Source organism: Hankyongella ginsenosidimutans (assembly GCF_005144965.1).
Taxonomy (GTDB): domain Bacteria; phylum Pseudomonadota; class Alphaproteobacteria; order Sphingomonadales; family Sphingomonadaceae; genus Hankyongella; species Hankyongella ginsenosidimutans.
Genome location: NZ_CP039704.1, coordinates 1644040 through 1665836, shown reverse-complemented (window position 1 = coordinate 1665836; position 21797 = coordinate 1644040). Strand labels below are relative to the sequence as shown.

At 64.6% G+C, this 21797-nt stretch carries 10 protein-coding genes and 7 pseudogenes; 11 read left to right on the top strand and 6 right to left on the bottom strand.

Features of this window, described 5'->3' with window-relative positions:
- Positions 1 to 22 precede the first annotated feature (22 nt).
- The 6 genes and pseudogenes from E6W36_RS09730 (at position 23) to E6W36_RS09705 (ending at position 9043) form a co-directional block, all read left to right on the top strand.
- Positions 23 to 1233 (top strand): annotated as a pseudogene (locus E6W36_RS09730) (acetyl-CoA C-acetyltransferase).
- Between the two features lie 72 nt (positions 1234 to 1305).
- On the top strand, positions 1306 to 3495 hold the full coding sequence (locus E6W36_RS09725; RefSeq protein ID WP_222872467.1) for a 3-hydroxyacyl-CoA dehydrogenase NAD-binding domain-containing protein: 2190 nt from the start codon (positions 1306 to 1308) through the stop codon (positions 3493 to 3495).
- Between the two features lie 349 nt (positions 3496 to 3844).
- A complete protein-coding gene (locus E6W36_RS09720; protein ID WP_222872466.1) occupies positions 3845 to 6190 on the top strand; it encodes a TonB-dependent receptor in 2346 nt (781 codons plus the stop codon).
- Complete coding sequence (locus E6W36_RS20655; protein ID WP_342776637.1) at positions 6181 to 6414, top strand: hypothetical protein; 234 nt, start codon at positions 6181 to 6183, stop codon at positions 6412 to 6414. Before E6W36_RS09720 ends, E6W36_RS20655 begins: the two co-directional genes overlap by 10 nt.
- A gap of 500 nt (positions 6415 to 6914) precedes the next feature.
- Positions 6915 to 7857 (top strand): annotated as a pseudogene (locus E6W36_RS09710) (IS630 family transposase).
- 63 nt (positions 7858 to 7920) lie between these two features.
- Positions 7921 to 9043, top strand: a protein-coding gene (locus E6W36_RS09705; protein ID WP_222872463.1) for an IS3 family transposase whose coding sequence is annotated in 2 segments (ribosomal slippage) — positions 7921 to 8192 and positions 8191 to 9043 — 1125 coding nt in all. Because the reading frame shifts where the segments join, the coding sequence is not laid out codon by codon here.
- A 746-nt stretch (positions 9044 to 9789) separates the two neighbouring features.
- Here E6W36_RS09705 and E6W36_RS09700 read toward each other — a convergent pair.
- A pseudogene (locus E6W36_RS09700) lies at positions 9790 to 10500 on the bottom strand (NAD-dependent deacylase).
- A gap of 51 nt (positions 10501 to 10551) precedes the next feature.
- Here E6W36_RS09700 and dapB point away from each other — a divergent pair.
- Positions 10552 to 11271 (top strand): annotated as a pseudogene (gene dapB / locus E6W36_RS09695) (4-hydroxy-tetrahydrodipicolinate reductase).
- Here the strand turns inward: dapB and E6W36_RS09690 are convergent.
- Positions 11241 to 11720, bottom strand: coding sequence for a DUF2244 domain-containing protein (locus E6W36_RS09690; RefSeq protein WP_222872462.1), 480 nt, complete (start codon positions 11718 to 11720; stop codon positions 11241 to 11243). The pseudogene dapB and the gene E6W36_RS09690 sit on opposite strands and share 31 nt — an antisense overlap.
- A gap of 89 nt (positions 11721 to 11809) precedes the next feature.
- Here E6W36_RS09690 and nth point away from each other — a divergent pair, with 89 nt between their 5' ends.
- Positions 11810 to 12442, top strand: coding sequence for an endonuclease III (gene nth, locus E6W36_RS09685; protein ID WP_222872461.1), 633 nt, complete (start codon positions 11810 to 11812; stop codon positions 12440 to 12442).
- Here nth and E6W36_RS09680 read toward each other — a convergent pair.
- From E6W36_RS09680 to E6W36_RS18785, 4 genes and pseudogenes are all read right to left on the bottom strand, one after another.
- Complete coding sequence (locus E6W36_RS09680; RefSeq protein WP_222872460.1) at positions 12439 to 14319, bottom strand: PhoX family protein; 1881 nt, start codon at positions 14317 to 14319, stop codon at positions 12439 to 12441. The two genes, nth and E6W36_RS09680, sit on opposite strands and share 4 nt — an antisense overlap.
- Positions 14320 to 14455: 136 nt before the next feature.
- A pseudogene (gene trmB, locus E6W36_RS09675) lies at positions 14456 to 15188 on the bottom strand (tRNA (guanine(46)-N(7))-methyltransferase TrmB).
- Complete coding sequence (locus E6W36_RS09670) at positions 15185 to 16375, bottom strand: ABC-F family ATP-binding cassette domain-containing protein (RefSeq protein ID WP_425459728.1); 1191 nt, start codon at positions 16373 to 16375, stop codon at positions 15185 to 15187. Before E6W36_RS09670 ends, trmB begins: the two are co-directional and overlap by 4 nt.
- Entirely contained in the window at positions 16294 to 16767 is a 474-nt protein-coding gene (locus E6W36_RS18785; protein WP_246047492.1) for an ATP-binding cassette domain-containing protein, read from the bottom strand. The genes E6W36_RS09670 and E6W36_RS18785 overlap by 82 nt, the downstream gene beginning before the upstream one ends.
- A gap of 115 nt (positions 16768 to 16882) precedes the next feature.
- Between E6W36_RS18785 and mtaB the strand changes: the two genes are divergently transcribed.
- From mtaB to E6W36_RS09650, 3 genes and pseudogenes are all read left to right on the top strand, one after another.
- Positions 16883 to 18136, top strand: coding sequence for a tRNA (N(6)-L-threonylcarbamoyladenosine(37)-C(2))-methylthiotransferase MtaB (gene mtaB, locus E6W36_RS09660; protein WP_222872458.1), 1254 nt, complete (start codon positions 16883 to 16885; stop codon positions 18134 to 18136).
- A pseudogene (gene ftsY, locus E6W36_RS09655) lies at positions 18133 to 19061 on the top strand (signal recognition particle-docking protein FtsY). Before mtaB ends, ftsY begins: the two are co-directional and overlap by 4 nt.
- A gap of 505 nt (positions 19062 to 19566) precedes the next feature.
- Positions 19567 to 21529: pseudogene (locus tag E6W36_RS09650) on the top strand (potassium transporter Kup).
- Positions 21530 to 21797 lie beyond the last annotated feature (268 nt).

Sequence of the window (21797 nt, the reverse complement as noted above, 5' to 3'; positions counted from 1 at the left end):
CGGCAAACCCTTGGAGGACCTTATGGCCGAAGCCTATATCTACGACGCCGTGCGCACCCCACGCGGCAAGGGCCGCAAGGATGGTGCCCTGCACGAGATCGCCCCGTCCAGTTGGCGAGCCAGTTGCTCAACTCCATCCGCGAGCGCAACAACATCGACACCGCCGACGTCGACGACGTGATCCTCGGCTGCGTGATGCCGGTCGGCGAGCAGGGCGCAGACATCGCCCGCACCGCAACGCTGGTCGCCGGCTATGCGATCACGACGCCCGGCGTGCAGATCAACCGCTTCTGCGCATCCGGCCTGGAAGCCGTGAACATGGCCGCGGCGAAGGTGTTCAGCGGTGAGGCGAACTTCGCCATCGGCGGCGGCGTCGAAGCCATGAGCCGGGTGCCGATGGGCGCGGACGGCGGTGCCATCGCCAGCGACCCGACGATCGCCATGAACAATTACTTCGTGCCGCAAGGCGTCGCCGCTGACCTGATCGCCACCAAATACGGCTTCAGCCGCGACGACGTGGACGCCTATTCGGTCGAGAGCCAGCGCCGCGCCGCCAAGGCCTGGGCGGAAAACCGCTTCGCCCGGTCGATCGTGCCGATCAAGGACGTGCTAGGCGAGATTGCGCTCGCCCACGACGAGCACATGCGCCCGGACTCGAACATGCAATCGCTGGCCTCGCTGAAGCCGGCGTTCGAGGCCATGGGCGAGACCATGCCGGGCTTCGATGTGGTCGCCATGCAGCGGTACCCGGAAGTCGAGCGTATCAACCACGTCCACACCGCCGCGAACTCGTCCGGCATCGTCGACGGGGCCAGTGCCGTGCTGGTCGGCAGCAAGGAGATCGGCGAGAAGTACGGTCTGAAGCCGCGCGCCCGCATCAAGGGCATGGCCTCGATCGGCTCCGACCCGACGATCATGCTGACCGGCCCGACGCCGGTAACCGAGAAGCTGCTGAAGCGGCTCGGGATGAGCGTTCAGGACATCGACCTGTACGAGTTGAACGAAGCCTTCGCCAGCGTCGTGCTGCGCTACATGCAGGCGCTCAACATCCCGCACGACAAGATCAACGTCAACGGCGGCGCCATCGCCATGGGCCACCCGCTCGGCGCGACCGGCGGCATGATCCTCGGCACCGCGCTCGATGAACTGGAGCGCAGCGGCAAGGGCACCGCGCTAATCACGCTCTGCGTCGCGAGCGGCATGGGCACCGCCACGGTGATCGAACGCCTGTAATTTGCATGATCGGCGGCGCTGCGCCGCCGGCATGCCTTGATTTCAACGATAAGCGCCTTTGGGAGGGCCGCCATGAGTTTTGAAACGCTGCGCTACGAGGTCGATGCAGACGGTATCGCGCTGGTGACATTCGATGTGCCCGGCAAGTCGATGAACACCCTGACCAACAAGACCCAGGACGAACTGAACAGCGTGATCGATCGGGCGGTCGCCGACGCTGCCGTCAAAGGCATCGTCATCACCAGCGGCAAGCCCGGCAACTTCTTCGCCGGCGCCGATCTGGTGGAGGTCTCGGGGCATTTCTTCAGCGACGCCATGGCGAACGCCTCGCCGAAGCAGGTCGCCGAACAGGTCGCCGTGATGTCCAACCTCTATCGCAAGCTGGAGACCTGCGGCAAACCGATTGCCGTCGCTGTCGACGGGCTGGCGGTCGGCGGCGGCTTCGAATTGGTCATGGCCTGCCATTACCGCGTCGCCTCCGACAATCCGAAGACGCAGTTCGGCCTGCCGGAAGTCAAGGTCGGGCTGCTGCCGGGCGCGGGCGGCACCCAGCGCCTGCCGCGCATCATCGGCGTGCAGCCGGCGCTGCTCTACATCCTCGAAGGCAAGAACATGTCGGCCATGGAGGCCAAGGGCCTCGGCGTCGTGCAGGAGGTCGCGCCAGCGGCGGAGATTGTCGCCAAGGCCAAGGCCTGGGTGCTGGCGAACCCGACCAAGGGTTCGGCACCCTGGGACGCCAAGGACTTCAAGGTACCGGGCGGCGCCGGGCACATGAACCCGAAATATGCCGAGACGTTCATCGGCGGTTCCGCCATGGTCAGCGGCCGCACCTTCATGAACTACGAGGCGCCGCGCGCCATCATGGCCACGATTTACGAGGGCGTGCAACTGCCCATCGACCGGGCATTGGCGCTTGAAATCAAGTACTTCACCAAGCTGATTCTGGGCACGCAGGCCAAGGCGATGATCCGCACCCTGTTCGTCAACAAGCAGGCGGCCGAGAAGGGTGCGCGTCGCCCGGCCGACATCGCGCCGATGCCGTGCAAGAAGATCGCCATGCTCGGTGCGGGCCTGATGGGTGCCGGCATCGCCATGGTCACCGCGCAGGCCGGAATCGAGGTGGTTCTGCTCGACCGCGACCAGGCGAGCGCCGAGAAGGGCAAGGCCTACACCGCTGACCGTCTGGCCAAGGATGTGAAGCGCGGCAAGATGAGCCAGGACAAGGCGGACGCCATCCTGGCGCGCATCCACCCGACCGAGCGCATGGAAGACGTCGCCGGCGCCGACCTGGTGATCGAGGCCGTGTTCGAGGAGCGCGGCATCAAGGCCGACATCACCAAGCGCACCGAAGCCGTGCTCGGGCCGGATGTGATCTTCGGGTCCAACACCTCGACCCTGCCGATCACCGGACTGGCGGAAGCCTGGTCGAAACAGGAGAATTTCATCGGCATCCACTTCTTCTCGCCGGTCGAGAAGATGCCGCTGGTGGAGATCATCGTCGGCAAGAACACCGGCCCGACCGCCATCGCCAAAGCGATCGACTATGTCGCGCAAATCCGCAAGACGCCGATCGTCGTCAACGACAGCCGCGGCTTCTACACCTCGCGCTGCTTCGGCACCTACGTGCTGGAAGGTTATCACATGATCGCGGAAGGCGCGGGCGCAGCCCTGGTCGACAACTGCGGCCGCTTCACCGGCATGCCGGTCGGCCCGCTGGCGGTCGGCGACGAGGTGGCGATCGATCTTTCCTACAAGATCAAGGAGCAGTCGAAGAAGGACCTTGGCGACGCATACGTCCACACCAAGGGCGACGACGTCATTGACAAGATGATGGAACTTGGCCGCTTTGGGCGCAAGAACGGCAAGGGTTTCTTCGTGTATCCGGAGGATGGCGGCAAGAAGTACCTCTGGCCGGACCTGCCGACCGTCTTCCCGCTTGCCGACGAGCAGCCGAGCCCCGACGATGTGAAGACCCGTCTGATCTTCCGCCAGATCGTCGAGTGCGCGCGCTGCTTCGCCGAGGGCGTGCTGGAAACGCCGGAAGACGGCGACCTCGGCGCGATTTTCGGCTGGGGCTTCCTGCCCTTCACCGGCGGTCCGTTCAGCTACATGGACAGTCTGGGCCTGGCCAAGGTCGTTGAAATCCTCGACGGGCTGGCCGCGAAGCACGGGCCGCGCTTTGCGCCGCCGCAGCTGCTGCGCGACATGGCGGCCAAAGGCGCAAGCTTCTACGGGCATGATTCGCTGAAACAAGCGGCCTGATCGCAACGGCGGTGCGCCTCTCGGCGCATCGCCGCAGTTTGTTACGTCCGTAAGCAACAATAGTGGCATTTTGCATTGCAATATGCCATTGCAGTTGCTGTGCCTAAAAACATAGTCGAATCTATGGCTTCTCGCGCAGTTTCTGTGGCTTTTGACATCACGTACCGCCATTTTATTGGCGAAGCGTTGAGTCGCATGCCATGTGTGGCAGCCGCCACTTGCAAAATGGCCAGCTTCCCGCCATGCTCAATAACAAACGCGCCTCACGACGATACAGTGTGGGGAACAACAATTTTATGAGGAGATCCTAGATGCAGCATTCACTTCTGTCTGGCGTTGCGCTTTTGCCTTGCTGCAAGCTACGCCAGTTCTGGCGCAGGAACAGACCGCGGCGACTTCCACCGCCGCCAACGAGCAGAGCGTCGAACTTGACACCATCATCGTCACGGCGACCAAGCGCGCGCGCAACCTGCAGGACGTGCCGATCGCCATCAGCGCCGTCGGCTCTCTGGAGCTGAAAACGGCCGGCATCACGGACGTCCGCGAACTGCAACGCCTGTCCCCAAGCCTTTTGCTCACCTCGACTTCGGCGGAAGCGGCCGGCACGACAGCGCGGATCCGCGGCATCGGCACCACCGGCGACAACCCCGGCCTTGAATCTTCGGTCGCCGTGATCATCGACGGCGTGTACCGCAACCGGAATAGCGTCAGCTTCACCGACCTCGGCGAGATCGAGCGCATCGAAGTCGCCCGTGGTCCCCAGGGGACCTTGTTCGGTCGCAACGCCTCGGCGGGTCTCATCAACGTGGTCACCAAGGGTCCGAGCTACGAAACGGACGCCTATGCCGAAGCCAGCTACGGCAATTATAATTATGCGCGCGTGGCGGCCGGCGTCACGGGTAGCCTGATCGAGAATGTGCTCGCGGCGCGCATCGATGGGAGCTGGACCCGTCGCGATGGGTATTTCAATGACATTTTAAGCGACCGCGACTTCAACGATCGCCAGCGGTGGCTCGTGCGCGGGCAACTGTTGTTCGAGCCGACTGAAAATCTGACCTTCCGCCTGATCGGCGACTATGCGCAGCGCCGCGAGGAATGCTGTGCGGCCGCGACCATCGTCCGCGGCCCAACGGCCGGGATCATCGAAGCGCTTGGCGGACGCCTGGGCTCAGGAGCTGGCGGTTTGTCGTCCGACGATCCTTACGATCGCGACAGCGCCACCACGCCCGGCCGGTCGTACCAGCAGGATGTGAACGAGTGGGGCGTCTCCAACGAGGCGACCCTGAAACTCGGCGGCGCCACACTGACCTCGCTGACCTCCTATCGCTTCTGGGATTATGACCGTGGTCAGGACATCGACTATACGACGCTCGACCTTCTGTACCGCTCGGACGGCCTGAACGCCCAGCGTTTCCGCACCTTCCAGCAGGAACTGCGCGCCCAGGGCGAAGCCTTCGGCGGTCGGCTGGACTGGCTGGTCGGCGGCATCTTCGCCAATGAAATCCTCAACGTCGATGATGAAAATCGCACCGGCGCCGACTTCCAGCGCTATTTGAATGCAGTCCTGAACCCCACTCTACCGGCAAGTTTCCAGAACCCGATCAACACCATCGGCACCCTGGCGCGTGCCTTCGGCATCATTCCGGCGACCTCTAACCCGGCTGATCTGTTCAGCAGCAACAACACTTTCTCGACCTTCCGCCACCGGTCGCGCAACTTCGCCTTCTTCACCCACGACGAGTTCAAGATCACCGACCAACTCACTTTCACGGCCGGTGTGCGCTACACCAATGAAAACAAGGAAATCGACGCCAACCTCACGGGACAGAACCTGGGCTGCTCAGCCGTATTCGGCATCTCGCGTCTGACGCCGGCACAACTGGCCCCTGCGGTCGGCGGCAACAATCCTGTGGGCATCGGGACGGCAACCGCGCTGATCGGCGGCGCCGGTTCGCTCGTGCCGCTGGCCTGCTCCGCTGTTTACGATCCACGTCTGAACGGCGTGTACAACAGCAGCCGCCAGGAAAGCGAAGTCACCGGCACCGCCGTGCTGGGCTACAAGGTCAACGACGAGATCAACACCTACGCCAGCTACGCGCGCGGGTATAAAGCAGGCGGCTTCAACCTCGACCGTGCGGGCCTGACTTTCCCTGGAGTCGGCGTCCCCATCGATCCGGACCAGTTGCAGTTCCCGGCGGAGACGGTCAACAGCTACGAAGTCGGCCTGAAGTACCGCAACGCCGACAACGGCGCGACCGTGAACGTCGCGCTATTCTACGAAGACTTCAGCAACTTCCAGCTCAACACCTTCAACGGCCTTGCCTTCATCGTTTCGCCGATCGCGGGCGTGGTCAGCAAGGGCTTCGAAATCGAGGGCGGTTTCAAGCCCGCGCGCACCCTGAACATCAACGGCGGCATCACCGTCGCGGACGCGCGCTATGACGACAACCTCGAAGGGCCGCTGTTCGCGCCACCGACCTCGGCGACGGCGCCGGCTGGCAACACCCTGTTCCAGCTTCCCGGCGCGCGGCTGACCAACGCACCGCTGGTGACCATCACCAGCAGCGCGACCTGGCGCCGCAAATCTCGGAAGGTCTGGATGGTTTGCTCAACCTCAACCTGCGCTATTCGTCCAAGTACAACACGGGGTCGGACCTCGATCCGGAAAAGACCCAGCTCGGCTTCGTGGTCGTGAACTTGCGTGCGGGCGTCAGCGATCCGGACGGCAAATGGGCGCTGGAATTCTTCGCCCAGAACCTGTTCAACAAGAACTACACGCAGGTCGCCTTCGATGCCCCGTTCCAGGCGCCGGGCGGCAACACCCTCGGCAACCCGTTCGTGACGACGTCGAACCAGACCTTCAACGCCTTCCTCGGCGAGCCGCGCACGTTCGGCGTGACCTTGAAGGGCCGCTTCTGATCGATCCGATATCAGCCAAAACTGAAGCCCCGGTTTTCGCCGGGGCTTTTTGAGTCTGTTGTCATTCTGCTGGTTGATGCGTTATCGCGCTATAGAGCGATTTCCAGGCAGATGGACTCATCTGCTTGTTAAGAAATCGCGGCAAAACAATAAGATAGAGCCTGATGACTTTAGGTTGACCCACACGCCATCGCGCGGTTGCACACGCGCCGCTCACCCTGAGCTGGACGAAGGGCTTAGCGGCTCGTGGTTCGTCCAGGCTCACCACGAGCGGACTTTACAGCCTGCTCCGTGAAGATCGGAATGGCGATCCCATCCAATGTCATCACGCTCTAATTTATTGAAAAGAGCCTGATTCACGCCATCGGTTGAAGCAAGAATGCTTTCCGCCTCAACCGATCAGGCCCTTGAGCGGTTTTCGAGCGGTCTGAATCGAAAGGGATTCCCTTGCGGGCTGATTTCTGATTCATCATTTACGCTGGTGAAGGAGGCCAGGATGGATGGGTCAGCCTTTGTCGATGGATTTGCGCAAGCGGCTTTTGGCGGCGATTGATCAGGGATGAGTTGTCGCGCGGCGGCGGCCCGGTTCGGAGTCGCGCCCTCGACCGCGATCCGTTGGCAGGGGCAACGCCGGACAACCGGCGGCTTTGCTCCCAAGCCGCAAGGGGCGACATGCGTTCGCGCCGGGTCGAAGAGCGGCGGGCGGATATTCTTGCGATCTGGGAAGCGCGCAAGGACATCTCGCTTGAAGAACTGCGTATAGCGCTGGTCGAGATCGGCTTGCACGTCTCCGTGGCCGGGCTTCACCGCTTCTTTGCGCGCCACGGCATAACGCGCAAAAAGACTGGCCACGCGATTGAGCAGGATCGCCCCGACGTCCTGAAGCAGCGCCTGGACTGGTTCGAGGAACAGATCGACCTCGAACCAGAGCGCCTCGTGTTCATCGACGAGACGTGGACCGCGACCAACATGACCCGCAGCCATGGCCGCTGCCCGAGAGGCGAGCGCTTGCGAATGGGCTATCCGCATGGGCATCGCAAAACCACGACGCTGGTTGCGGGCCTGCGCATGACGGGCATGGTGGCACCGATGGTGCTCGACGGCCCGATCAACGGCGACTGGTTCGAGGCCTATGTTACCCAGGTGCTCGTGCCCGAATTACGGACCGGCGATGTCGTCATCATGGACAATCTGTCGAGCCACAAGCGCGCCTCGGTCCGCGAAAGGATCGAGGCGGCAGGCGCGAGCCTGATGTTCCTCCCACCCTATAGCCCCGACTTCAACCCCATCGAAAAGGCGTTCTCGAAGCTCAAAGCCATGCTCAGAAAAATCGGCGAACGCACCGTCAGTGGCCTTTGGGAACTCATCGGCAGGCTCGTCGATATCTTCCAGCCCAACGAATGCGCCAACTACTTCAGTTCGTGCGGATATGATCCAGACTGATTGACGTGCTCCCCTGAAATGTGACCGCTTTTGGTAGAGTCCGACGCCAAGGAGTCGGACGATATGAAGCGAAGCAGGTTCAACGAAGAGCAGATCATTGCGATCTTGAAGGAGCAGGAAGCTGGGATGGCGACGGCGGAGGTTTGCCGCCGTCACGGGATCAGCTCGGCAACGTTCTACAAGTGGAAGTCGAAGTTCGGCGGTCTGGATGTGTCCGAGGCCCGGCGGCTGCGGTCGCTCGAGGAGGAGAACTCCCGCCTGAAGAAGCTTCTGGCCGAGGCGATGCTCGACAACGCGGTGCTGAAGGATCTGGCATCAAAAATGGTAACGCCCGGCCAAGCGGGAAGCCGTCGCCCATGCCCGGGAGCATCACGGGGTGAGCGAGCGTCGGGCGTGTGCACTGGTTGGTGTGAGCCGAAGGGTGATCCGTTACGAGCCGACGAGGCCGGATGACGGAGCGCTGCGGCAACGGTTGCGTGAGCTGGCGGCGGAGCGCCGCCGGTTCGGTTATCGCCGCCTGGGCTACCTGCTGGCGCGGGAGGGCATCGCACCCAACCACAAGAAGCTGCTGCGCATCTATCGCGAGGAAGGGCTGCGCGTGCGTCGCCGTGGTGGCCGGAAACGGGCGCTGGGTACGCGCAGACCGATGGTGCTGCCGGATGGTCCGAACCAGCGCTGGTCGCTCGACTTCGTCTCCGACAGCCTGATCTGCGGTCGGCGCTTCCGCATCCTGTGCGTGGTCGATGACTACACGCGGGAGTGCCTGGCGCTGGTGGCCGACACCTCGCTGTCCGGGGCTCGGGTGGCGCGGGAACTAACCAGCCTGATGGGCAGCCGTGGCAAGCCGCACACGGTGGTCAGCGATAACGGCACCGAACTGACCTCGTCAGCCATCCTGCGCTGGTCGCAGGAGCGGCGGGTCGAGTGGCACTACATCGCGCCCGGCAAGCCGATGCAGAACGGCTTCGTGGAAAGCTTCAATGGCCGCCTGCGGGACGAATGCCTCAACGAGACCCTGTTCACCTCGCTGGCCCATGCCCGGTTCGTGCTGGCCGCCTGGCGGCACGATTACAACACGGTCAGGCCGCACTCGAAACTGGGCGGGAAGACCCCCGCCGAGATCGCCGGCCAACGTGTCTGGGGCATGCCCCAGACACGTTGCCATCCCATCAAACAACCATCATGAAGGAGCCCGACTCTACCTCTGACTGGTAACAATCAGGGGAGCACGTCATGATCGACAAACGCTCTTGGCAAAAGCGTGGCCCGGATGCCTCCCCGCACCCGGGCCACCGCGACCGCTCCGCCCCCAAAACCGGCGTTGCGTTCAAAACAGCCTTTCAGTTCTGTCGCGACGCGCCACGATGCTCGCCGACTCCGCGCTTGTCGGGACGTCCGCAACGTCCCTGCCGTCGCCGCGCGCAGCCGGCCGCCCGATACGCAACACGGGGCAGCATCGTGGCCTCGGCGACGTCAGACCTCAAAACGATTATGATAGCCACAGAATTCCCTGACTGCTGCACAGGCAGCGTCCACCCAACATCAAGAGACCCCTCTCTCGAGAGCAGAGCTACATTCGAAAGCGTTGACAAACGATTAAAGCATCACTTCTTAGACCCTTCCCGTTTTGATTGCCTCGCAAAAGTGATTCAATCAAAACGAGAAGGGTCTAGGTCGTGGAATCGAAGTTCGCTACACCATGATATCGGGCTACCGCGCGAACTTCGATTCTGAAAACGACACGAGAAACAATATCTTGCTCGTGTCCTTCTCGAATCTGAAATCCAACCGCGCCTGATATTGGATGTAACGGATTTCAGATTCGGGACACTAGAGCGGTTTTCGATCTGATAGAATCAGATCGCCGCTCTATACTTTTGTTTTACCGCGATTTCTTAACCATCGGATGACTCCATCCGATTGGAAATCGCTCTAGATGTGGAGGCTCGCCACCCATTGCGGCACCAGTACGCCGGCAGGGCCATGGCGCGCTTCGTGGAAGTGGGCGCTGCCCACCGACGGCTCGAGGTTCAGCTCCAGGGTATGCGCCTTGCGATAATAGCGCACCGCCGAGACGAAGCCTGCTGCCGGATAGACATTGCCCGACGTCCCGATGGAGACGAACAGGTCGCAGGCCGCCAGTGCCTCATCGATCCGATCCATGGCATAGGCATTTCGCCGAACCACACGATATCCGGGCGCACGAAGCCGGCCCGACCACAGGCCGGGCATGGACTCCCTGTCCCATCGCGCCTGCCCAGGGAAACCGCGCATCGCATGCCCGGCACCAGCCACGCATCAGTTCGCCATGCATATGGATCAGCTGCGTGGACCCGGCCCGCGCATGCAGATCGTCGACGTTCTGCGTGACCAGCAGCAACTGGCCGCCGCGTGCCGCGAGTTCCTTTCCAGGCGGGCAAGCGCAAAGTGCGCGGGGTTCGGCGCGACCGGCGCAAGTGCGGCGCGGCGCAAATTGTAGAAATTGTGGACGAGGTCCGGATTGCGCGCGAACGCCTCCGGCGTCGCCACATCCTCGACCCGATGGCCCTCCCACAGCCCGTCGGGGCCGCGGAACGTGGCAAGGCCCGACTCCGCCGAGATGCCGGCACCGGTCAGCACCACTATGCGCTTGTAATCGGTCATGAACGCGTTCTACCGATTTTGGAGCACGCAGGATAGGAGCATGAGGTGAGCATCGGGATCGGCATCGTCGGCGTGAACGGCCGGATGGGGCAGGCGCTGGTCGCAGCGCTTGCCGGTTGGCCCGGCGCTGCCTTCGCGGGCGGCGTCGACAAAGACGCCACGGCGCGCGACCTAAACTGCGACGCGATGATCGATTTTTCGTCCCCGATGCGCTGGACGACACTCTGGCCGCAGCCATTGCGCATCCCTGCCCGATCGTCATCGGGGCGACGGGGTTGCGCGACACGCACCACGCCGCGATCGACCGGGCGGCGCGGCAGATCCCCGTCCTGCAGGCGGCGAACATGAGTCTGGGCGTCACCCTGCTGGCCGCCCTGGTCGCCGAGGCCGCCGGCAGGCTGGGGCCGGACTGGGATATCGAAATCCTCGAAATGCACCATCGGCACAAGGTCGATGCGCCGTCGGGTACCGCGCTGCTGCTGGGCGAAGCGGCAGCGCAGGGGCGCGGCGTCGATCTGGCGCATGAAATGGTCGCGGTGAGAGGGCATCACCGGCCCGCGCCGGGAGGGAACGATCGGCTTTGCCACCCTGCGCGGCGGCTCCGTGCCGGGCGACCACAGCGTGATCTTTGCAACAGAAGATGAGCGGCTGGAGCTGAGCCACCGGGCGCAATCGCGCGCCATCTTTGCACGCGGGGCGATCCGGGCCGCCCTGTGGCTGGTCGGCAAAGCGCCCGGGCGCTACTCGCTGAGGGACGTGCTCGGCCTGTAACGGCGCACCGCATCCAGTCCGCGTTCGATTTCCGCCTTCACCTCCACACGCTCATCGGGGCTGAGGAACTGGCCGACCGCCACGCGCTGGCCGTGCAGGCGCAGCGCCAGTTGCCGGTCTGCCTCATCCAGCTCGACGCGCACCCAATATGGGTTGAACGCTGCCCGGCTCTCCTGGCCGCCTGGCGTGACCTTACGGACGGTCAGCAGATCCGGCGTCAGGGTCACCTGCTCGAAACGCCGGCCGTCCCGATAGTTGAGCCGGAACGCCCCATAGATCAGCGCCACGTCCAGCAGCATGAACAGGAACACCGGCCAGGCGCCGAGCGCCAGAAACCGCAAAGCGCCCAGCCCGCAAACCCCGGCAAACACCAGCATCAGGATGCGAAAACCCTGCGGCCCGAGCGAGCGGTGCGGCGTCAGGCGGAGGTCCATGGTCGGGCGGGTCATGTGCAAGAGCTAGCGCACAGCCCCTTGCCAAACAAGGACGGCCGCGCCACTGCGACGACATGGCTGAAAATCCGCAAAACCCTCGACGCATGACACAGGACGCAATCGAAGCTCTGTTCGCGCGTCTGTCCGCGGCCAATCCCGCGCCACGCACCGAGCTGGATTATGTGAACACCTACACCCTGCTGGTGGCGGTGGTGCTCTCTGCGCAGGCGACCGACGCCGGGGTCAACAAGGCGACGCGCGCGCTGTTCGCGACGGTAACAACGCCGCAGCAGATGCTCGCCCTCGGGCTCGAGGGCCTGACCCGGCACATCCGCACCATCGGCCTGTTCAACGCCAAGGCGAAGAACGTCATCGCCCTGTCCGAGATCCTGGTGCGCGAACATGGCGGTGAAGTGCCGCATGACCGCACGGCGCTGGAGGCACTGCCCGGTGTCGGCCGCAAGACCGCCAATGTCGTGCTCAATGTCGCGTTCGGCGATGAGACCTGCGCGGTCGACACCCATATCTTCCGGGTGTCCAACCGGCTCGGCCTTGCCCCCGGCAAGACTCCGCTGGCGGTCGAGGAAGCGCTGATGGCCGTGCTGCCCAAGCCCTACCGGCGCGACGCCCACCACTGGCTCATTCTGCACGGGCGCTACACCTGCACCGCGCGCGCGCCCAAATGCCCGACTTGCCCGGTGCGCGACCTCTGCCTCTGGCCGGAGAAACTGACCTAGCCGCCGACCACGCCGCCATCATCCCGCGTAATCGCAACCACAGACGGGCGGGGCGGCATCTTGGGGTCGAAATCGGGCCAGCGGGTGGCCGGCGCGTCAAACGTCGAGCCACTGATGCCGTCCGCTGCCGGGTGCTGCACCGCGACGAAGAAGGTGCGCCCGTCCGGCGCGAAGCAAGGGCCGCACATCTCAGCCCCGATCGGTGCCCGGAAGAACATGCGCGCCAGCCCGCGGTCCGCGCCTTCGGTGCCGAGCGCCCAGACGCCATCCGCCGTGCCGGTCTCGCGCCAGTTGCTGCCCTGATCAGTCGCGATCCAGAGCCGCCCCTGCGGATCGATCGTGCAGTTGTCCGGTGCCGCAAACCAGCCGTTGGCACTCGTGCGCGGGTTGTAGCGTGCGCCGATATTCTTCGCGGGGTCGCCGCACAGCACCAGGATATCCCAGCCGAACCGGTCCGCCGTATGGTCGCCGGCTGGCGGCAGCAGCTCGACGATATGGCCGAAGGCGTTGGCCAGCCGGGGATTGGCAGCCCCTGCCACCGTGCGGTCACGGTTGTTGGTGAGCATGAGGTAGATGCGGCCGTTGACCGGGTTCGGCTGGACATCCTCCGGACGATCCAGCGGGGTCGCGCCCAGCAGGTAGGCGGCACGACGCGCGTCGATCATCACGTCGGCTTGGGCGAAGAAGCGATTGTCCGGCGTCAGCGGCCCCTGCCCGAACACCAGCGGCAGCCAGGTCAGGCCGTCAGCGTCGAAGCGCGCGACCGACAGCACGCCATGGTCCAGCAGGTCGCGGTTGGCCGCGCGGTTCGAGCGGTCGACCTTGTCCCGCGAGACGAAGCGATAGAGGTGCTGCATCTTTTCGTCGTCGCCGGTGTAGACCACCAGCCGCCCGTCCGGCGCGACAACAGTCTCCGCGCCCTCGTGCTTCATGCGGCCAAGTGCCGTACGCTTCTTGGGTGGCACGCTGGGGTCGAGCGGGTCGATCTCGACGATCCAGCCGAAGCGGTTCGCCTCGTTGTTGCCGGGCCGGGTCAGGTCGAAGCGCGGGTGGTGCTTCCACCAGCCGGTGTTGCGCTCTATGGCCTGCACTTCACGGAACACCGTACCGGTTTGCGGGTCTAGGCCGCCGATCGGAACCGGGCCATTGAAATAGAAGTCGAAATTTTCCTCGCCCGAGAGGTAGGTGCCCCATGACGTGCTGCCGCCGGCGCAGTTGGCAAGCGTGCCGATCACCCGCGTGCCGGATGTATCCTCAGGGGTTTGCATGCGCGCATGTCCGCGTGCCGGTCCATGGACTTCGAACACCGTGTCCAGGGCGGCGAAGCGGCGATTGAACGGACTGGTGCGATCAAGGGACCAGACGTTGCCGCGCTTGACGATCTCGACGGCGCTGAGACCGCTGGCGGCGAGTTCGATGTCGACGCGTTCGGCCTCGCTCAAGGGGCCGTCTTTCGGGAACATCAGGCCGGGGCTGGTATATTCGTGGTTGACGCACAGCATGCCGCGATCCGCCTCGCCCGCGCGCGCCGGCAGCGCGATGAACGCCACATAGTCGTTGTTGTAGCCGAACTGCTTCAGCTGTGCGGCCGCGCTTTGCTTATATGGGTCGAACGGCGGCGCATCCGCCGTCACCGGGTCGCCCCAGCGGATCAGCACCTGCGCTGTATGGCCGTCCGCGACATGCAGCCGCTCGTCCGCGCCGTGGCTGATCTCGGCGAAGTCCGGGTAGGGCCCGACCGGTCTTGATGCACCCGCCGACGATGGCGCGCCGGCGGTCGCACAGCCCGCGACCAGTGGCGTCGCGGCCACCGCCGTCATGAACCCGCGACGGCTGAGGCGGTTGTCGATCAGGGTGGCGAGGGGTGTGGCGGACATCGCAGTCTCCTTTGATCGTTCAATGTATGGCCACTTATCTCTCCCCTACCCTCCGCGAGGGAGGGAGAAGCAGGTCAATCGCGGGTCATCAAGACGCAGTATACCGCGCCTTTGTGACAGCCGGTATGCCAGTGCGTCAGTTCGCCGCCCGGCGGCGATAGCGGAAGTACCAGACGGTCTTGCCCTGGCGCAGCGCCTTCTGCTCGTAGCGGGTCGGCGGCCAGTCCGGTAAGCGCGCCTGCCAGTCTGCCGCCGTCTCGACGATCCAGTCGAACCAGGGTTGGCGCTGCATCTGCATCAGGGTCCACTGCATGTAGGTCGGATCGTCGGTGCCGATGCGCAATTCGGCACCCGGCTTCATGGCCCGCGCGAGGCTGCCAGCGGCCCGGGATTGACGAACCGGCGCTTGGCGTGGCGCGCCTTCGGCCAGGGTCCGGGTGCAGCAGGAAGGCGCGGCCCAGACAAGCCGGCGGCAGCCGCTCCAGCACATCCAGCGCATCGCCCCGGTGCACCCGCACGTTGGTCATGCCCTCGACCTTGCCGAGCAGGCTGACCATGCCGTTGAGGAACGGCTCGCAGCCGATCATGCCAACACGCGGATGATGGGCGGCCTGCCAGGCCAGATGCTCGCCGCCACCGAAGCCGATTTCCAGCCAGACATCGTCAACGGTGTCGAACAGCGCCACGGGGTCGAGCACCGCCGGGCCGGCCGTGCGGTCCTCAGGGGTCGCACCGGGAATGGTCTCCGGCAGGCCGAGCGCCAGCTTAGGGTAGAGCGTATCCATCAGCGCCTGCTGGCGCTCGCGCAGCTTGTGGCCCTTGGCGCGCCCGTAGAGGCGACGGATCGTGGTCGGGTCCTGATCCGTCACGCCGCCTCCCGGTCCGCCTGCTGCCGGTACTTGCGGTAGTCCTCCAGGTCGCCGTCGAACACGCCAACCTTGCCCTTGTCGATCAGCCAGTAGCGGTCGACCACCGTCTCGATCAGCGCGCGGTCGTGGCTGACCAGCACGACGCTGCCAGTGAAATCCTGCAAGGCCAGGGTCAGCGCGGCGCGCACTTCCAGGTCCAGGTGGTTGGTCGGCTCGTCGAGCAACAGCAGGTTCGGCCGGTTCCAGATCAGCATGGCCAGCACCAGCCGCGACTTCTCGCCGCCGGACATGGTGCCGGTTTCCTGGAACACCTTCTGGTGCGTGAAATCGAAGCCGCCAAGGTAAGTGCGCAGCTCCTGCTCGCGCGTGGTCGGCGCAGTCTGCGCCATGTGCCAGAGCGGCGACTGGTCCGGGCGCAGCATCTCCAGCTGGTGCTGGGCGAAGTAGCCGATCTTGGTGCGCTTGTCGTGGGTCAGCTCGCCCTTCTGCGCGCCGATCTCACCGGCAATCAGCTTGACCAGCGTCGACTTGCCGGCACCGTTGCGGCCGAGCAGGCCGACGCGCAGGCCCGCCGTCACCCGCACGCTGACCCGGCTGAGAATGGTCTTGTCGCCATAGCCGACGTCCACCTTGTCCGCCTCCACGAGGCAGGACGACATGCCCTCCGGCTCGCGGAAACCGAAGGTGAACGGCGTATCGACATGGGCCGCCGCCACACGCTCCAGCTTGGCGAGCGCCTTGATGCGGCTCTGCGCCTGGCGCGCCTTGGTCGCCTGCGCCCGGAAGCGGTTGATGTAGCTTTCGATGTGGGCAATCTGGCGCTGCTGCTTCTCGAACATCGCCTGCTGCTGCATCAGCCGTTCGGCACGCTGGCGCTCATAGTCCGTGTAGGTGCCGGTGTAGAGGGTGAGCGCCTGGCCCGCGACTTCGAGAATGCGCCCGACGGTCGCATCGAGGAAGTTGCGGTCGTGACTGATCAGCAGCACTGTGCCTTCATAGGCCTGCAGCCACTCTTCCAGCCACATGATGGCTTCCACATCGAGGTGGTTGGTCGGCTCGTCGAGCAGCAGCAGGTCCGAGCGGCACATGAGCGCGCGCGCCAGGTTCAGGCGCATGCGCCAGCCGCCGGAGAAGGACGAAACCGGGCGGCCATGCGCCTCGTGCGCAAACCCCAGTCCGACCAGCAGGTCGGCGGCGCGCGCTTCGGCCGAATAGGCGTCGATGCGGGCGAACTCGTCGTAAATGCGGGCCATCTCCATGCCGTCTTCTGCGGCCTCGGCCGCCGCCAGTTCGGCCTCGAGTGCCCGCAGCTCGGCATCACCGTCGATGGCAAAATCAAGCGCTGAGCGCTCGGTGCCTTCGACTTCCTGGGCGACGTGCGCAACCGTCCAGCGCGGCGGGATGTCGATCGAGCCTTTTCGGCCACCAGCTCGTTCATCAGCAGCGCGAACAGGCTGGATTTGCCGGCGCCATTGCCGCCGACGATGCCGACACGCTCGCCGGCGTTGAGGTTGAACGTGCCGTCCTTGAACAGCAGCTTGTCGCCGCGGCGTAGGGTGACCTTGTTGAAGACGATCATGACAGACCCTTGTAAATCGGGCTGTCGCTACAGGCTTTGGCGCGGCAAATCCAGAACGGACTGCCGCTGGCGGGTCAGGGACTGACAGCGGCAAAAAGCCGATAGAGCAGCGGCCATGACCGCACCCCGCATGATCAACTTCGGCTGCCGCCTCAACATGGTGGAGACCGAGACGATGCGCCGCCACGCCGAGGCGGCGGGCGACCCGCGCCTGGTGGTGGTCAACACCTGCGCGGTCACTGCTGAGGCCGTGCGCCAGGCGCGCCAGACCATCCGCCGCACGCACCGCGACGACCCGGATGCGCGGATCGTCGTCACCGGCTGCGCCGCGCAGATCGACCCGGAAAGCTTTGCTGCCCTGCCCGGCGTCGCCCGCGTACTCGGCAACGCGGAAAAGCTGGAGGCGCGGCAGTTCCGGCTTGATGACGGCGCCAACACCCCGATCCGCGTCAACGACATCATGCAGGTGCGCGAGACGGCTGGGCATATGGTCGACGGCCTCAGCGACCGGGCGCGCGCCTTCGTCGAGGTGCAGAACGGCTGCGACCATCGCTGCACCTTCTGCATCATTCCGTTCGGGCGCGGGCCGTCGCGCTCGGTGCCGGCCGGGCAAGCGGTTGAGCGCATCCAGCGCCTCGTCGACCAGGGCTATGCCGAGGTCGTGCTCACCGGGGTCGACCTGACGTCCTGGGGCGCGGACCTGCCCGGCGCGCCGACGCTTGGTACCCTCGTGCAGCGGATCCTGCGCTTCGTGCCGGACCTGAAGCGCCTGCGGCTCTCCTCGATCGACCAGATCGAAGTCGATGAAGCGCTGCTGGAGGCGATCGTCGGCGAAACGCGGGTCATGCCGCACATCCACCTCTCGCTCCAGCACGGCGACGACATGATCCTGAAGCGCATGAAGCGGCGGCACAACCGGGACGACGCGATCCACTTCTGCGCGGAGGTGCGCGCACGCCGGCCGGATGTGGCGTTCGGCGCGGACCTGATCGCGGGCTTTCCGACCGAGTCAGAAGCCGCGTTCGCCCGGACGCTGGACCTGGTCGACGCTTGCGGCCTCACCACCCTGCACGTGTTTCCCTATTCCGCGCGCACAGGCACGCCAGCCGCGCGCATGCCGCAGGTGCCGATCGGCGTGCGCAAGGAACGCGCCGCGCAGTTGCGCGCACTCGGTGCCGCGCGACACGCGGCCTGGCTGAACACCATGGTCGGCCAGGAGGCCGAGATCGTGGTGGAGGGCGACGGCACATCCGGCCATACGCCGCACTATGCACTGGCGCGGCTGCGCCACCCCGCGCGCCACGGCGCATTGCTGCGCGTGCGCATCGTCGCGGCTGCCGATACTTTTGTCACTGCCGAGGCCCTATGACCGACGAGAAACGCGGCTGGTTCGCCCGCCTGACCCAGGGCCTGTCGCGCTCCAGCGCCAAGGTCTCCAGCGCCATCACCGGCCTGTTCACCAAGGCGCGGCTCGACGACGCCATGCTCGACGAGATCGAGGAAGCGCTGATCTCGGCCGACCTCGGCCTGAAGACCGCCGCTGCGGTCCGCGCCCGGCTGGCCGCTGAACGCTACGACAAGGACGTGACGGACGCCGAAGTGAAGGCGATCCTCGCCGACCACATCGCCGCACTGATGCAGCCGCTGGAAAACCGCTGGCCGAAGGTGCCGCCCGCCCGCACGTGATCCTCGTGGTCGGCGTCAACGGCTCCGGCAAGACCACGACGATCGCCAAGCTCGCCCACCTGTTCCAGGCGCAGGGGCGCAGCGTCATGCTGGCGGCCGGCGACACCTTCCGCGCGGCGGCCATTGCGCAACTCCAGGTGTGGGGCGAGCGGCTGGGTGCAGAGGTGGTGACAACCCGCGAAGGCGGCGACGCCGCCGGGCTGGCGTTTGCTGCCCTGGAACAGGCGCGCGCGCAAGGCGTCGACATCCTGCTGATCGACACCGCCGGCCGGCTGCAGAACAAGAAGGACCTGATGGCCGAGCTGGCCAAGGTGCGCCGGGTGATCGCCAAGCTGGACGCCAGCGCCCCGCACGAGACCGTGCTGGTGCTCGATGCGACCACCGGCCAGAATGCCTTGAGCCAGATTGCGGTGTTCGAGGAGATCGCCGGCGTCACGGGCCTGGTGATGACCAAGCTCGACGGCACAGCGCGCGGCGGCGTTCTGGTCGCAGCGGCCGAGCAGTTCCGCCTGCCGATCCATGCCATCGGAGTCGGCGAGCAGATGGATGATCTGCGCCCGTTCGACGCTGCCAGCTTCGCTGCCGCACTTACCGGCGCCGGGCAGTAGCGGGGTAGTGGGTCATTTTGAAATTTTGCCGCTCACCCTGAGCTTGACGAAGGGTGAGCGGCTCGTGGTTCGTCCTGGCTCACCACGAGCGGTTTACTCAAGATGACCCACTATACCAGTAGCGGGGTAGTGTCTCAGTTTGAAATTCTGCCGCTCACCCTGAGCTTGACGAAGGGGTGAGCGGCTCGTGGTTCGTCCTGGCTCACCACGAGCGGTTTACTCAAGATGACCCACTATACCAGTAGCGGGGTAGTGTCTCAGTTTGAAATTCTGCCGCTCACCCTGAGCTTGACGAAGGGGTGAGCGGCTCGTGGTTCGTCCTGGCTCACCACGAGCGGTTTACTCAAGATGACCCACTATACCAGTAGCGGGCGTCGCTTGTGATGGCTGGCGGGTTGTGCTAACAGGCCTGACTGCATTGCGGTGCAGTGCAGCATTCGGTACGCTGGCGATTCAACAATCGGCGAGACCCTTGTGACCCACTTCCGTTCATCCCTTGCCGGGCATGCTGCTGCGCCAAGCGGTTCGACACGAGTTCTCCCTTGACCCCCACACTCCTGCCGCCGGCGCTGCATCCGACAGCGCCCACGCCGCTTTGCATGGCCACGCCGGCCATGGCCGCAGCCTGCCGAAACTGATGATCGGCGCGATCGGCGTCGTCTTCGGTGACATCGGCACCAGCCCGCTTTATGCCCTGCGCGAAACCTTCGCTGGCCACCACCCGCTGCCGGTCGACGAGCCGCACATCCTTGGCGTGCTCAGCCTCATCCTCTGGTCGATGATGCTGGTGGTGACAGTCAAGTACGTGATGTTCACCATGCGCGCCGACAACCGTGGCGAAGGCGGCTCGCTGGCGCTGCTGGCGCTGGTTTCCAGCCGGCTGGCGTCCAAGCGCTGGACTCGCGGTCTGGTGCTGCTCGGGGTGCTGGCCACGGCGTTGTTCTATGGCGACAGCATGATCACGCCAGCGGTCTCCGTCCTCGGCGCGGTCGAGGGGCTCAGCATCGTCAGCCCGGCGTTCACCGAAATCGTCGTGCCGGTGTCGCTGGCTATCCTGATCGACCTGTTTGTGTTGCAGCGCAACGGCACGGCCAAGGTTGGCGCGCTGTTCGGGCCGATTACGCTCACCTATTTCCTTACCCTGGCCGGGCTCGGCATTCAGGGGCTACTGCATGCGCCGCAGGTGTTGCAGGCCGTGAACCCTGGTATGCGATCCAGTTCTTCATCCTGGATGGTACGACCGCCTTTCTGGCGCTGGGCGCGGTTGTCCTTGCGGTGACCGGGGCCGAGGCGTTGTATGCCGATATGGGCCACTTTGGGCGCAAGCCGATCTCGCTCTCGTGGCTGTGGATCGTCCTGCCGGCGTTGGTGCTGAACTACTTCGGTCAGGCGCGCTGCTGCTCGCTGACCCAAGCGCGATCCGCAGCCCCTTCTATCTGCTGGCACCGGATTGGCTGCTGGTGCCGCTGGTGATCCTGGCCACCATGGCTGCTATGATCGCCAGCCAGGCAGTGATTTCCGGGGCCTTTTCGGTCACACAGCAGGCGATCCAGCTCGGCTTCCTGCCTCGGCTCGGCGTGATGCATACCTCGGCACGCGCGCAGGGACAGATATACGTGCCGTTTATAAACTGGGCGCTGATGGTCTGCGTCGCTTTGCTGGTAGTGACCTTCCAGTCCTCCTCCAATCTGGCGGCGGCCTATGGCGTGGCGGTCACAGGTGCCATGACCATCGACACGATCCTGCTGGCGGTCGTGATTTTCAGCCTGTGGCGCTGGCGCGCCTGGCAAGGGGCGCTGCTGATTGCCTTGTTCCTGTTCGTAGACCTCGCCTATCTCGGGGCCAACCTGACCAAGGTGCTGGACGGCGGGTGGGTGCCGCTCGCCATCGCCGCCGTCATCCTGCTGCTGATGACCACCTGGAGTCGCGGCCGCAAGCTGATGATCGCCAAGATGCGCGCCTCCGCCATGCCGATCGAAGTGTTCATCCGCTCTGCCTGCGACACCGCGACCCGGGTCGGCGGCACCGCCGTGTTCCTGACCTCGACATCGGACGGCGTGCCGCACGCCCTGCTGCACAACATGAAACACAACCGGGTGCTGCACGAGCGGATCGTGTTCCTCACCGTGATGATCGACAATATCCCCTATGTGCCGGACGACCAGCGCATCGAGATTACGGAACTCGGCAACGGCTTCTACCGCCTGCTGGTACACTACGGCTTCATGCAGGAGGCCGATGTGCCGATGGCACTTGGCCTGGCGGCCGAAAAGGGCCTGAAGTTCAAGATGATGGAGACGAGCTTCTTTCTTTCCCGCCAGACGCTCATTGCTTCCGAGCATCCGGGCATGGCGATCTGGCGCGAGAAGATTTTCTCCTGGATGTTGCGCAACGCGGCAACCGCCATGGTGTTCTTCAAACTACCGACCAACCGCGTGGTCGAACTTGGCAGTCAGGTGGAGATCTAGGCTTAGCAGGCTGCTGAAAAGTGGAATTATACAGCTCCATTTCGTCATTCCGGCCCCTAACGGGGATAAACTCCGGCCGGAATCCATGTGCGCATATATATACAACGAATATAAGGTGTTGGTTATGGACCCCGGCCTTCGCCGGGGTGACGGCTGTGCGTTTGGAGTGCAGGAAACCACTTTTCAGCAGCCTGTTAGAGCGGTTTTCGAGCGGTCTGAATCGAAAGGGGATTCCCTTGCGGGCTGATTTCTGATTCATCATTTACGC